15 protein-coding genes are annotated in these 14,162 nt (G+C 28.3%); 4 read left to right on the top strand and 11 right to left on the bottom strand.

Features of this window, described 5'->3' with window-relative positions:
- Positions 1-109: 109 nt before the first annotated feature.
- Positions 110-742, bottom strand: a complete 633-nt coding sequence (locus TEGL_RS09860; protein WP_018590969.1) for a hypothetical protein — start codon at positions 740-742, stop codon at positions 110-112.
- Between the two features lie 150 nt (positions 743-892).
- Between TEGL_RS09860 and TEGL_RS09855 the strand changes: the two genes are divergently transcribed.
- Complete coding sequence (locus TEGL_RS09855; RefSeq protein ID WP_018590970.1) at positions 893-1,846, top strand: glycosyltransferase family 2 protein; 954 nt, start codon at positions 893-895, stop codon at positions 1,844-1,846.
- Positions 1,847-1,910: 64 nt separating this feature from the next.
- On the opposite strand, the gene TEGL_RS09850 is transcribed toward TEGL_RS09855, so the two are convergent.
- Together TEGL_RS09850 and TEGL_RS09845 are read right to left on the bottom strand one after the other, a co-directional pair.
- On the bottom strand, positions 1,911-2,816 hold the full coding sequence (locus tag TEGL_RS09850; protein ID WP_033316489.1) for an alpha/beta hydrolase: 906 nt from the start codon (positions 2,814-2,816) through the stop codon (positions 1,911-1,913).
- Positions 2,817-2,957: 141 nt separating this feature from the next.
- The gene (locus tag TEGL_RS09845) at positions 2,958-3,260 is read right to left on the bottom strand and encodes a phage holin family protein (RefSeq protein WP_018590972.1); all 303 of its coding nucleotides are present in this window, start codon (positions 3,258-3,260) and stop codon (positions 2,958-2,960) included.
- 197 nt (positions 3,261-3,457) lie between these two features.
- Here TEGL_RS09845 and TEGL_RS09840 point away from each other — a divergent pair, with 197 nt between their 5' ends.
- Positions 3,458-3,751, top strand: a complete 294-nt coding sequence (locus tag TEGL_RS09840) for a DUF1540 domain-containing protein (RefSeq protein WP_018590973.1) — start codon at positions 3,458-3,460, stop codon at positions 3,749-3,751.
- A gap of 98 nt (positions 3,752-3,849) precedes the next feature.
- On the opposite strand, the gene TEGL_RS09835 is transcribed toward TEGL_RS09840, so the two are convergent.
- The 5 genes from TEGL_RS09835 to TEGL_RS09815 all read right to left on the bottom strand — a co-directional run bounded on the left by TEGL_RS09835 (position 3,850) and on the right by TEGL_RS09815 (position 8,351).
- Positions 3,850-4,548 (bottom strand): class I SAM-dependent methyltransferase, encoded by a 699-nt coding sequence (locus TEGL_RS09835; protein ID WP_018590974.1) that lies wholly within the window; start codon positions 4,546-4,548, stop codon positions 3,850-3,852.
- Between the two features lie 20 nt (positions 4,549-4,568).
- Positions 4,569-5,642, bottom strand: a complete 1,074-nt coding sequence (locus TEGL_RS09830) for an ABC transporter substrate-binding protein (protein ID WP_018590975.1) — start codon at positions 5,640-5,642, stop codon at positions 4,569-4,571.
- A gap of 19 nt (positions 5,643-5,661) precedes the next feature.
- Entirely contained in the window at positions 5,662-6,441 is a 780-nt protein-coding gene (locus TEGL_RS09825) for an ABC transporter ATP-binding protein (protein ID WP_018590976.1), read from the bottom strand.
- Position 6,442: 1 nt separating this feature from the next.
- A complete protein-coding gene (locus tag TEGL_RS09820; protein WP_018590977.1) occupies positions 6,443-7,453 on the bottom strand; it encodes a FecCD family ABC transporter permease in 1,011 nt (336 codons plus the stop codon).
- Between the two features lie 397 nt (positions 7,454-7,850).
- The gene (locus TEGL_RS09815) at positions 7,851-8,351 is read right to left on the bottom strand and encodes a cupin domain-containing protein (RefSeq protein WP_018590978.1); all 501 of its coding nucleotides are present in this window, start codon (positions 8,349-8,351) and stop codon (positions 7,851-7,853) included.
- 473 nt (positions 8,352-8,824) lie between these two features.
- On the opposite strand from TEGL_RS09815, the gene TEGL_RS09810 reads away from it, so the two are divergent.
- Entirely contained in the window at positions 8,825-9,577 is a 753-nt protein-coding gene (locus TEGL_RS09810; RefSeq protein ID WP_018590979.1) for an ABC transporter ATP-binding protein, read from the top strand.
- Complete coding sequence (locus TEGL_RS09805; RefSeq protein WP_018590980.1) at positions 9,564-10,382, top strand: ABC transporter permease; 819 nt, start codon at positions 9,564-9,566, stop codon at positions 10,380-10,382. The genes TEGL_RS09810 and TEGL_RS09805 overlap by 14 nt, the downstream gene beginning before the upstream one ends.
- A 36-nt stretch (positions 10,383-10,418) precedes the next feature.
- On the opposite strand, the gene TEGL_RS09800 is transcribed toward TEGL_RS09805, so the two are convergent.
- Genes TEGL_RS09800 through TEGL_RS09790 form a run of 3 tightly spaced genes read right to left on the bottom strand, consistent with a single transcriptional unit; the run spans position 10,419 to position 14,063 of the window.
- On the bottom strand, positions 10,419-11,378 hold the full coding sequence (locus TEGL_RS09800; RefSeq protein ID WP_018590981.1) for an ABC transporter permease: 960 nt from the start codon (positions 11,376-11,378) through the stop codon (positions 10,419-10,421).
- Positions 11,378-12,526, bottom strand: coding sequence for an ABC transporter permease (locus tag TEGL_RS09795; RefSeq protein ID WP_018590982.1), 1,149 nt, complete (start codon positions 12,524-12,526; stop codon positions 11,378-11,380). Before TEGL_RS09795 ends, TEGL_RS09800 begins: the two co-directional genes overlap by 1 nt.
- Positions 12,519-14,063 carry an ABC transporter ATP-binding protein gene (locus tag TEGL_RS09790; RefSeq protein WP_018590983.1) on the bottom strand — a complete coding sequence of 515 codons (1,545 nt, stop codon included), beginning with the start codon at positions 14,061-14,063 and terminating at the stop codon, positions 12,519-12,521. Before TEGL_RS09790 ends, TEGL_RS09795 begins: the two co-directional genes overlap by 8 nt.
- Between the last annotated feature and the right edge of the window lie 99 nt (positions 14,064-14,162).

Below are 14,162 nucleotides of genomic sequence, written 5' to 3'. Positions count from 1 at the left end.
TAATATTCTTCTTTATTATATTATACACACAATTTAAAGTAAACATATAATTAATTTTAACAATCGTACAAACACTCTGCTCTTTTAATATAAACAAACATAAGTTTATTTAAACATTACCATTTAAGATTAAGCATTCAATCATATCTGATAATTCTTCATCAGAAAATGAATTAAAGGATTTATCATAAAATTCTTTAAAGTATGAGCTTCTAGCAAATATTAAAAAAGATGATTTTTTTATATATCTATTAACTAATTTTGCATCTTCAATTAATAAGCTCTCTAACTTATCTTTATCTCCATACTTTTCTACTCCTGACATTACATCCAAGTAATTTCCATCATCAAAAGATATTAGTGCTTCTTTATGTAATTCATTTTTAGTTTTACTTATTTGTTTTAAGTCATCTGTTTCTAATCTAAAATAGCTCCACTCTAAAGCATCATCATAATAGTGAAAAGAAAGCTTTAAGGGGCTTACTATATCAATAGTATTTTCAGTAATCAACTCTATGCATTTGTCTTCAGTAGAAAAATCAACTCCATATATACCTAATTTCTTGCCTTCTGGGTAAAAAATATTCGCCACCTTGTTACTACATAACGTAAACAATACATTCAAAATATCTATCTCATCGAACCATGTACACTCGTTTGGAATAGCCGTTGGGAAAATCTTTATAATCTTCTCCTCCCATTCTTGAACATTCTTGCAAGTTCTACTTTCTTCTTTAGACATTAAAAAACCTCCTCATGTATAAAAATAATAAATTTAAACTATTATAATTATTATGAAAATATATGTTTTTTTATACATTTTAACTAATTATTCTTATTAATTATATGATATACTTCTAATTAGTGATTCTTGCGAAAGGTGGATTTAATTATGTTCAAGCAAGCTAAACCAACTATCAGTATTATACTACCTGTGCATAATACAAGTTCTTATCTTGAAGAATGTTTAAATTCTATACATAATCAAAGTTTTAAAAACTATGAGCTTATTTGTGTTGATGATGGTTCTTTGGATAATTCTTACGAAATATTAAAAAAATACGAAAAGATAATCACAAACTGCAAGGTAATTCGCCAAAGTAATCAAGGTGTTGCCAGTGCTCGTAATGAAGGATTAAGAAATGTAAGTGGTGACTACATAGTATTTATTGATAGTGATGACTTTATTGAATACAATTACTTAGAAAGGCTTTATAATGAGAGTTGTAATACAAATGCAGATGTAGTAATTTGCAATTTCTATAGATATTATGATAATTCAAAATTAAAATTGCCAGTAGTCTGTAAAAAAAGCTCTGGAGTATACTCTAGCTATAATATTTTGAAATCTTTAATACCAGATAACCTTATACATTCATATTTATGGAATAAACTATGGAAAAAAGAGCTATTTGAAAATATAAACTTTCCAAGCATAAAATATGAAGATATTTCAATAATGTGTGATTTATTTTATAAGGCAAAAAAAGTATCTATAATTTCTGATACTCTATACTACTATAGAATCAGAAAAACGAGTATTGTAAGAAACTATTCTATTAGCACACAAAATGATTACGTTAAAGCGTATGGCTTTATAAGATTATTTTTAAAAGAAAAAAATATATATGATAAGTTTAAATTTTCATTTGCTTTATTATCTATAAAAGTATTCTTTGTAATGTTTTTCATTAATATATTTTTAATTAGCGAATATAAAAGTTTAAAAATAACTTTCGAAAATTTTGCTTCATTTTATAATTTTATTTCTTGTGCTAATTCATCAAGTTATAACTACTCAACTGAGCAAATAATGAATTTAGAAGTGTTACAGTCTTCAAATTAAACAACAAACAAAAAAGCACAGAATAGATCTCTATCCTGTGCTTTCTTATGAATTAGCAAGTTTTTTATTTAATAAATTTAGATATAAAAGCAATTACCTTTTCCCAATACATGTCACTATCGACTTTTTCACATTTTGCATGACCTGCATTATTTATTATTAACTTATCTTTATAAGCATTACAACCATCGTATAATTCATCTAACATATAAAATGGAACAAACTTATCTTTGTCTCCATGTATAAAAAGTATTGGTGTTTTTGATTTTTTTATTTGATCAATAGCTGAAGCTTCACTTATAAAATATTTTGCTTTTATTTTTGTTATTATATTACAAATATTTAGTAAAGGGAATGATGGCAATTTAAACATGTTTTTTAACTTATATGCAAGCTGTTCTTTAGCACCTGTATAACCACAGTCTTCAATAATAACCTTTACGTTTTTAGGCAACTCTTCCCCACTAACCATCATAACTGTTGCTGCACCCATAGAAATTCCATGTAATAAAATTTGAGCGTTTTCATCTTCATTTAAAATATATTCTATCCATTTTATAATATCTAACCTGTCATGCCAACCCATACCTATATAATGACCCTCACTCTTTCCATGGCCTCTTAAATCTGGCATTATCACATTATATCCTAAAGTGTAATACTTATAAGCTATGCTGCTCATATACTCTGCATTTGTAGTATAACCATGAACTGTAATAGCCCATTTATTACTTTTGTTTTCTTTTATTTCATATGCGTGAAGTCTTAAGCTATCAAATGAATTTATGTAAACACTTTTTTTATCATTAAAATCATTAATCCAAAGATCTTCTTTTCTAAGTTCATTTTTATTATTACTATTAAATATGCCTTTTTTTGAACTATTTGGATTTAAGGCATAATTATATAATTTATAAGCAATACAAATTAATATTACTAGCACAATTATTAATAAAACTAATATAAACATAACTATATACAAATTCCTTTCTCTTCTTTATCTACAGTCAAAATAATATATTAGCATTATATCATATTAATATTAGAATATAAACGAATGCAAATTAATATCACATTCGTTTATATCAGCTAATTTGTTATTTTACCTACTCTATTTATCCCTATTCTCTTCTTCAGTAGTATTTTCTTCAGCGCTATGATTTGCTTGTATTAGATTTTTAAAGGCTTGATGTAATCCTGTACTAGATAATCCACTAACCATACCTGCTAGTGCAATATTAGCATCTATACCCTTATTCATCAATACATTGACTACAAGACCTAATACAGCCATTATCAATGGTATATATTTGTTTGGTATAAAATCTAAGCTAGATTTTATTACATATCCTACACAAAGACAAATTCCAATAATAACAGGAACTTCAAAACTTGCCAAAAAACTTAAGTCCATTATATCCCCTCCTTACTTGTACCTAGACATATTCCAACAAGTTAAAATATATCATTTGTATAAATTATTCTAAAAAGTAATAAAATGTGCTATAGTTTCCAGAGTTAAATATACAAAATATCTAATATTTTACATATATAGAATGAAAATCAAATATTTGTGAATAATAATAAAAAGATAAATGGAGGGAAAATACAATGACATTAAATTGCTATGCTGACAATTGTATTTATAATAATTCAGGAATATGCTATGCTGGAAATATTGACATTTTAGGTTCTGGAGCAGCTACTTCAACAGGAACTAAGTGTGGAACTTTCAACCCAAATAAAAGTGACCTTATGAACTGCACAAGTAATTCACTTACAACATCTACAGATATAAAATGTAAAGCTAAAAAGTGTAAATATAACAGTATGGAAACTTGTACAGCTTCTAGTGTGCAGATTAACTATAACAATACAAATTGTGATACTTTCATTTCTTATTAATATATAAGATAAACTTAATACTTACATATTAATAATTTTTTTACTAAAAAAACATCAGATAGAATATTTAACTATCTGATGTTTTAAAGTTCTACTAATTATTTATTAAAATCTATTACGAAAATAGAAATATTTTTTTTATAAGGAAGATAATAAGATACATTATCACCCTTTACCACATTCTTTACTATATGATTGTAAATTGCATCATACTCTTGCCCATTATCATAGGACTTTGCATATTTGACCATTTCTTCCTCATTAATAAATGTTTGACCAAATTCCATACTTAATGGCATATATTTATAGTTTATTTTATTTTCATCTAATAGATTTTTCAATTTTTTTGAGCTATGCTGATTTATTTCTTTCATTACTTTTATAGATATAGGAATATGAGATGTTGACCTATCGTTGACAATTGCAATTAATCTATCACATCTTTTAGAAAAGTACTCTAAGTCTTCATAAGAAAAAAATGAAATTAAAATAGTATGAAATTTTGTATCAATTTCTTTATAGTCTTTAACCATACATTTTATATTTTCTATATTATTATCATATATGGACTTTTCTAAATAACTAATTGCATTTTTATTTATATCAACACAAGTTATATCTTCTAAATCTTTACTTAGATATATATCAATAAGTCCAAGACCACAACCTATATCACAAAAGCTTCCACTACTTTTTATATAAGGCATTATATACTGAGCTAATTCTTTATGAAAGCCCGTATATTCACTTGCATCCACAAAGGACTTTATTGTAATATCATTCCAGTTCATTCTCATATATTAATTCTCCTAAAAAATTATTTAATAGCATTTTTATTTAATTCTTTATATTGCTCATCGCTTAAATCAGCATGATAGAATAATTTATAAAATTCTTTTGTTTTTTCTTTTAAATCATAATTAAATTCTTCAGGATAAAGAGTTTCAGAAAGCCAAATCATTCCCATATATCTATTTACAGAAGGAGGAAATCCCATCCAGTTATATGGTGTACTTGGTACTTCATAATATTTGTCATTGGATATAGCTTTTAATTTTTTCCATTCATTTTCATTTTTTACATCACTATATACACTTTGTGGTGCAAATACTATTACATCTGGATTCCAAATATATAATTGTTCTAATGAAACTTCATTTCCGTTACCTTTGCTTGATGGTTCCTTTAAATCTGCCACATTATTAGCTAGTAGATTTATTATTTCTGCATGAAAAGAACCTTTTGCTATTACATTAGTTCCTGTATCTCCTAAACAATAAGCAAGGCTTACTTTATTTTTATCGCCTATTTTTTTCATTGTTTCTACAGTTGTATTATAAGTAGTCTTACAATAATCAGATAATACTTTAGCTTCATTTTCAACATTTAATATTTTGCCCAACGTAGTATAGCAGTCTGACATATTAGAAGTTGTAGCCTCTATAAAAATAGTAGGTATTCCTGTTTGTTTTTGTATAGAATTTAAATCTTCTTCCATACCATCTTTTTTCTCACCTATATCGATAATTAATTGTGGGTTAGCAGCTGCAAGAGCCTCTATATTTAAATCACCTTTTCCATAAAATTGTCCAAATATAGGAAGCTTAGTATATTTTTCATTTATATAGTCCTTTGAATCTTTTGACCATTCTCCTGATAATCCAACCAATTTATCTGGTGCTACTGAAAATAATACAATTTGTGCTAAGTTTCCTGATGGAGCTATTTTTGTAATATTTTTGGGAATTTCAACTTCTCTTCCCACTGAGTCAGTAAATTTTATTGTTTTTGCACTATCTTTCTCTTTCTCATTATTAGATGAGGAACATCCAACTAAAGATGTTATACATAAAGCTAGTACCAACAATAGTGATAATAATTTCCTTTTCATTTTTATCCCCCTTAAAAAATTATATTATTGCACTTTTTGGTATACAGATTCTGATTTTATCATCGTATAAACTGTTTAATTCCACATCGACATTGTATAGTTTTTTAATAAGCCCTGAATTAATTATGTACTTAGGTGTTCCAAATGATAATACTTTATGGTTATATAAAGCTAAAACCTTATCTGCATATAAAAAGGCTTGGTCTGGATTGTGTGTTGATTGTATAATTGTATATCCTTCTCTTGTTAATTCCTTTACTATGTTTAACACTCTAATTTGATTGCCATAATCTAAGTCTGAAGTTGGCTCGTCCATTATAAGTATTTTTGCATTTTGTGCCAAAGCCCTTGCGATTAATACTAATTGCCTTTCTCCTCCACTTAAATTTACAAAGCTTCTATCTTTTAAATATGAAATCCCTATTTTTTCTAAAGATTCTTCAACTATATTAATTTGTGATTTACTTGGTTTAGACAGAGGTGAGTTTTGTGATGTAGTACCCATAAGTACCATTTCTGTAACAGAGTAACTAAAAACAGGGTTATGAGATTGTGGTATGTAAGCTACTTTTCTTGCTAATTCTCGTATTTTGTACTCCTTTAACTTTTTATTATCTAATAGTATTTCTCCCTTATAATCTTTTAATAATTGAAGTATACACTTAAACATTGTACTTTTTCCTGCTCCATTAGGTCCCAAAATACACAGTAATTCACTATCCTCTACAGCAAAAGATACTTTATCCAGTACTTTAATATTTCTGTAAGAATAAGTAAGATCCTTAACTTCTAATAGCATATTAACCCTCCCTTCTTGTGATTAAATATATAAAAAATGGCACGCCAATAAATGAAGTTAATATCCCTATAGGTATTTCGCTGGTCCATAAATTTCTAGACACATTATCTACTAACAATAAAAATGACGCTCCAAAGATAATTGATGTAGGTAATAAATAAACAAAATTATTTCCAACTAATTTTCTAGATAAATGTGGTATCACAAGACCAATCCAACCTATCATGCCACTTACTGCTACACTAGCAGAAGTTAAAAGTGTTGCACATATTATTGTTATAAATCGTATGAGCTTGGTGTTTATACCCATTGTTCTAGCTTCATCTTCCCCAACTGTTAATATATTTACTTGCCAGCTAATACAAAGTAAGGGTATTATCCCTATTACCATTGGTATAATTGCAAATTTTACATCTGCAGTTTTAGTTCCAGACAAACTTCCCATTAGCCAATAGGTTATGGCTGGTAATTGATCATTAGGATCTGCTACAAGTTTAATAAATGATGTTGCAGAAGAAAACAGTGAACTTATCATAATACCTGATAAAATTAATCCTAATACCTTATTACCTTTTGTTCTTTGACTTATCATATATACTAGAAATACTGTAATTAAACTGAAAATAAATGCGCTAATCGTAACTTGACTTCCACTTTTATAAAGATATATTGCTAAAGCTGCTCCAAATGCAGCCCCTGAAGATGCACCTAATATATCTGGTGCTGCCATAGGATTTAAGAAAATACATTGATATGATGCACCTGCCGCGGCTAAACACCCTCCTACCAAACATGCTAATATTATTCGTGGTAATCTAACATTAAAAAATATGGTTTCCATGCTATCAGTCCAGAACTTATCTATATTCCTAATTTTTGATAATAATATTCCACATACTTGGTTAGGCTCAATAGGATATTTTCCAATGGCAAAAGATATTAGTATTGAAATAATCAAAATCATTATTAAAGAAAATATAATTATTTTATTATGTTTAGTACTTTTATCCACTTATTTTATCCCCTTTTCTCCTCACTATTTTCATCATAGTATATCTTTTTTATCACCTCCTAGATATGTTTACTTTCTTAAATCTATTAAATCATTTATCATAAAATTTCAAATTTTTCCTCTTCAATGTAATCATATTACTTTTCATACCATTTCGCCATAATTATTTTATGTTTTTTATTACGGTTCATCATCTTTCGTAACATTTCAAAAGAATGAGAACTTCAAGTTCTTCATTAAAAAAATACCCTAGGTCTGTTTTTCAGACCTAGGGTATTTTACATTACTTTATTCTCTTGACTCTTTTAAAACTGCTTGAAGAATTATCTTCTATTGTCATAGTCCTAAATACATATAATACTATTTTTTATATTGTCTCCAACTTTTATACTATATGTTACTGTCTTGTTAATTTAATAATAGCATCTTTATGTTGAGGGTATTTATTCAAAAGATATTCTCTTTCAAATAACTCAAAGTCTTCAAATTGAAATTCAGGGGAAACCATACATCCAACAAGAGCATATCCTGGATTATTCATGGCAGAGCCAAATATATAGTTTTTACGAACTAAAACTTGAGGCTTTTCTCCATTTTCAATATCTAATCCAAGCTTTTCTTCTGTAAGTTCACCTTCAGGAGAAATCATATATATTGTTAATGGAGAACCTGCTTGGTAATACCACATTTCATCAGATTTAAGTCTATGAAAATTTGAAACTTCTCCATTTCTTAATAAAAAGTAAATACTCGACCATAATTTTCTAACACCTTTAAAGCTCACATCTAATTCATTATCTGTAATAGTTTGTTCGGAAACAAATGTCTCTTTGTAAAATCCACCTTCTGGGTGAGAATTCATATTTAGTTTTTCAATAAAATAATCTGCTGTATACATTTCTAAAACTCCTTTTAATCTTCTCTTTTGTTATTAATATGTAAATTCAATTATAGATTTTTATGATTATATATAAAATTGGGATATGTATATCTTCTATTGTAATACTAGGCATAACTTTGATTAATTCTACCAATTATTCTCTATATATTCTAATTATATTTTCACATGTTAAAGCTTTACTAACAATATTATGCACTACTTGACTACGTTTGTATAGATATTATAAGCATAAGTTTGTAATCATGATCTTTTAATCATGTAACAAAATGGCAATGATATACAAATCTATAAATGTTCTTACCATTTGATTTAATACAATTTGAACATACATGTATGCATATCAACTCCTAACATTACATATTCAGTTTGTGTATAGTTAAATGATTATTTATTCTCTAAATTTTGGTACAAATACTAGCCCCAATTAATACTATAGTATATAGTCTTTAAACTTCATGGGGGTGACTTAAATGGAGGAGATTATCAAAGTTACTGACCTCTGCAAAAATTTTTATTCAAAAGAAGGAGAACTTCAAGTTCTTCAAAATATTGACTTCTCTCTTCAACAAGGAGAGATTTTATCACTATTAGGACCGTCAGGTTCTGGAAAATCAACAATATTAAATATACTTACAAAACTATTAAAACCAACTAGTGGTAATGTTGTTATTAACGGGACCATTGGTTATATGTTCCAAAGAGATCATCTCTTAGAATGGCGAAGTATTATGGACAACATTACTATCGGTCTTGAAATACAAAAAAACAAAGACCCTGAAGCCATCAACAGAGTTGAAAAATTATTAAAAACTTATGATTTATGGGATTTTAGAAATATGTATCCTAAAGAATTATCAGGAGGTATGAGACAAAGGGTTGCACTTATTCGTACTTTATCAGTAGACCCTGATGTTCTTTTACTTGATGAACCATTTTCTGCACTAGATTATCAAACAAGATTACTTGTAAGCGATGACGTTTATAGAATAATAAAAAATGAAAACAAATCTGCTATTTTAGTAACTCATGATATAAGTGAAGCTATAGCTATGGGAGATAAGGTAGCAGTACTATCAAAGCGACCTTCTAGTATTAAAAGTGAATGTGATATAGATTTAGGGCTTGGAGAATCTAGAACACCATTTGAGTGTCGTAAAGTTCCTAAATTTCAAACTTATTTTGACTTATTATGGAAGGAGCTAGATAATAATGAGATTCAATGATAAATCTATTGAATACGAAAAATATTTAAAAGATGTTAAAATGAGAAAAATTAAGATATTTGTAATACAAATTGTTTTATTAATAGGTTTCTTTATTGTTTGGGAAGCATTAGCTAACAATAATATTATTAGTACTTTTTTATTTAGTAAACCTTCTGATATTTATAATCTATTTATATCTTATGTTTCCAGCGGAGTATTAATTAAGCATATAGGTATATCAGTTTATGAAACAGTACTAGGTTTAGTTATTGGTAGTACCTTAGGTATAATTATAGCCATTATGCTATGGTGGTCAGATACATTAGCTAAAATTTTAGACCCATTTTTAGTAGTTCTTAATGCACTACCTAAAACAGCACTTGCTCCTATTATAATCGTATGGGTAGGCGCAGGTATTGAAGGTATCGTAGTTACAGCAGTTGCTATTTCTATTGTTATTACTATATTATCTGCATATAATTATTTTAAAAATATGGACGAAGAAAAAATTAAAATGTTAAAAAGTTTCGGGGCTACAAAGAGTCAAATTCTATTTAAGCTTATTTTACCTGGTAATATAGGAAATTTAATAAATCTAACTAAAATTAATATTGGTATGGCTTGGGTAGGCGTCATAGTTGGTGAATTTTTAGTTTCAAGATATGGTATAGGTTATTTAATTGTCTATGGAAGCCAAGTATTTAAACTAGACGTAGTAATGATGGGTGTATTTGTACTTGCAGTTTGTGCTTGGGCTATGTATGAAATTGTTAATCTAATAGAAAAATTTTATTATTATAGACAACGAAAAATTAAAGGATAGAAAAAAGTATTGCTTTTTGCAATACTTTTTCTTTATCTATCTACTCCCTTTGTCGTAAGGCTCTCCAACAGCTCTTGGAGCTTGTGATGATTTTGATGTAAATGCTAGAACTATAAGCGTTGCAATAAAAGGTATCATTTTATATACATCACTAGGTATATTTAAACCTGAAAGCAAAGGTATAACTGAGTATGCAGATGCAACAGTTTTCATTAAACCAAAGAAAAATGCTGCGAATAATACTCTTAAGGGTTTCCACTGACCAAAAATCATAACAGCAAGGGCTAAGAAACCATACCCAGAAACTGTAGCATTAAAATTAGTAGAAGTTGGTATTACAAATACTAACCCTCCAAGTCCTGCAAGGGCACCAGAGATCAATACCCCTGAATAACGCATTTTATAAACACTAATTCCTACTGAATCAGCTGCTTGGGGATGTTCACCACAAGCTCTAAGTCTAAGTCCAAATTTCGTTTTATATAATACTATAATAGCTATTACTAAAATAGCTAAACCTATATATGTAGTTATATAGCAATTCTTAAAGAACAAATCTCCTATTATAGGTATATCTCCCAATATAGGAACTGAAGGAATTCTAAAAGAATTGTCAAATGTAATTTGTTGAACTCCATTTGTTTGAATCATTCTAGCTGCATAAATAGCAAAAGCTGGTGCAAACATATTTAAAGCCGTTCCACCTATAATTTGGTCTGCTTTCATATTTATTGCTGAGTATGCAAGTAAAAGTGAAAATATCATACCTGTTATTACTGCAATAAGTATTGCCATTATTAATAGTAATTGGCCACTCATTTTATCTTGCATTTTATTTATAAACAAAATGCTTGTAAAAGCACCCATAATCATTATTCCGTCTAAGGCTATATTTGTAACTCCACCTCGCTCGGTAAATACTCCTCCAAGTGCAACTATTAACAAAGGTATGGAAAAGAACATTGTTTGTTGTACTATTAAAAATAGTATTTCCATTACTCTTCACTCCCTTCAGTAGCTTCTATTATTTCTTTTTTAGAATCTTTCTTTTTTAGTATTTTAGGTAATATGGATCTAAAGAATAATGCAAAAGCGCTAAAGTAAATAATACAAGCTATAATTATATCAATTACTTCCGGCATAAAATTAAGAGTTTGCAAGTAGTTTCCACCTAAAGTTAAGTAAGAAATAAATATTGCAGAAAATATTATTCCTATAGGATTTGAAAGTGCAAGAAGTGCAACTGGTATCCCATTAAAACCTTCTACTGCTAAGACGTCTACAACTTTAATATGTCTACCATTTGCTCCTGATAAGTAAAGTAATCCTCCACCAAGTCCTGATAAAGCACCTGCTATTACCATAGATAAAATAATATTTCTCTTTTCATTTATTCCTGCATATTTACTTGCACTTGAATTAAATCCACAAGCCTTTAACTCATATCCAAATATAGTCTTATTTAAAATAACATAAATTAATATAGCTACAATAATAGCGATGATTATTCCTCCATTTACTGTAGAGATATCTTTGTAGGTACCTGTAACATTGACAAAAACCTTATCTAATCCCCACTTTGGTAAATCTGCACTTGCTAAACAATTTTGTGACATAGATTTGTTAGAATCATATATATATAATTTAACTAACATATTACATAAATACATACCTATATAATTCATCATAATTGTTGAAATAACTTCATGTACATTATAATAAGCTTTTAATATGCCCGGAATCAATGCCCAAAGCCCTCCAACAATTGCTGCAGCTAGCAGTGCTACTATCCAGTGAAATGGTGCTGGTAAAAATGTGCACTTAACCCCTACAAATACTGCTGCAAATGCGCCCATTATAAATTGTCCTGGAGCACCTATGTTAAACAACCCTGTTTTAAATGCAAATCCTACCGAAAGACCAGTTAGTATCAATGGTGTGGCAAAATAAAGAACTTGACCGATACCTTTTGCTCCTGTACTAAATCCGCCTTCTAAAATTATTCCAAATCCCCTTACTGCTTGTGATGGATTACTTATTAATAAAACAATAAATCCAAAAGCAAGTCCTATTAATATGGCAAATATAGAGGACATTGCACTATTAAATCCGTCACTTCGTATTAATTTATTTAATTTATTCATGAGCGCTCACCTCACTTGTAATTTGTGTTTTAGATCCAGCCATATATAAACCTAATTCTTGAACTGTTACTTCTTCTGGTTTTAAGTCTGCAACTATTTTTCCTTCATAAATTACTAATATTCTATCGCTTAAATTCATAACTTCATCAAGTTCAAGTGATACAAGTAAGATAGCTTTGCCTCTATCTCTTTCTTCAATTAACTGATTATGTATATACTCTATTGCTCCAACATCTAGCCCTCTAGTAGGCTGTACTGCTATTAATATTTCTGGGTCTAAATCAACTTCTCTAGCTATAATAGCCTTTTGTTGATTGCCTCCCGACATGCTCCTAGCAGTAGTTTTATTCCCTTTACCACTTCTAATATCATATTGACTTATTAATTTATTTGTATATTCATCCACACTGCGAAAATTTATAAATCCTTTATTTTGATAATCTTTCGCAAAATATCTTTTTAACATAAGATTTTCACCTAAAGAATACTCTAAAACTAATCCATCTTTATGTCTATCTTCTGGTATATGTGCCATTCCTTTAATATTTCTTTTTCTAACACTTTCATTAGTAATATCACTTCCATTTAAATAAACACATCCACTACTTATAGGACCAAGTCCTGTTAAAGCATATACTAATTCTGATTGACCATTTCCGTCAATTCCTGCAATACAAACTATCTCTCCCTTTTTAACATTAAAAGACACATTATCAATTAGCTTCTTATTATTACCTTTGGAATTTACTGATATGTTTTTTACTTCCAATACAGTTTCTCCAATTTTTGTTATGTTCTTTTCTATTTCTAAGTTTACTTTACGTCCTACCATCATTTCGGAAAGTTCTTCTTTTGTAACTTGGTTAACTTTGACAGTGTAAATATATTTTCCTTTTCTAAGAACTGTACATCTATCAGCTACTGCTTTTATTTCATTTAATTTATGAGTAATAAATAAAATGGATTTTCCTTCTTTCGCCAAACTTTTCATTATTCTCATTAATTCTTCTATCTCTTGAGGAGTGAGTACTGCTGTTGGTTCATCAAATATTAAAATTTCATTATCTCTATATAACATTTTTAATATTTCTACACGTTGTTGCATTCCTACTGTTATATCTTCTATAATCGCATCTGGTTCAACCATTAGTCCATATTTTTCAGACAAATCAATAACCCTTTTTCTAGCATCTTCCATTTTTAACAATCCATGACTTGTAGTTTCCACGCCTAGAATTATATTTTGTAGTACCGTAAAATTATGAACTAACTTAAAGTGTTGGTGAACCATTCCAATGCCTAATTCATTTGCATCATTTGGATCTTTAATATTTACAACCTCTCCATTTTTTTTAATTACACCTTTTTCTGGTTGGTACAAACCGAACAGCACACTCATTAGTGTGGATTTTCCTGCTCCATTCTCACCCAATAAAGCATGTATTTCTCCTTTTTTTAGTTGTAAAGTAATATTGTCATTAGCTATTATCCCAGGAAATTCTTTAGTTATATTTAGCATTTCTATTATATGTTCCATAGATATCTCCTTACTAATTATTTGTTTATTATAATTATACAAGAAAAAAAGTTTTTTTACAATTTTTGGAAATTGTCAAAATAAAAAAGTCAGTTACGT

The organism is Terrisporobacter glycolicus ATCC 14880 = DSM 1288, from assembly GCF_036812735.1.
GTDB classification, from domain to species: Bacteria; Bacillota; Clostridia; order Peptostreptococcales; family Peptostreptococcaceae; genus Terrisporobacter; species Terrisporobacter glycolicus.
This window is presented reverse-complemented; position numbering and strand designations above follow the sequence as displayed.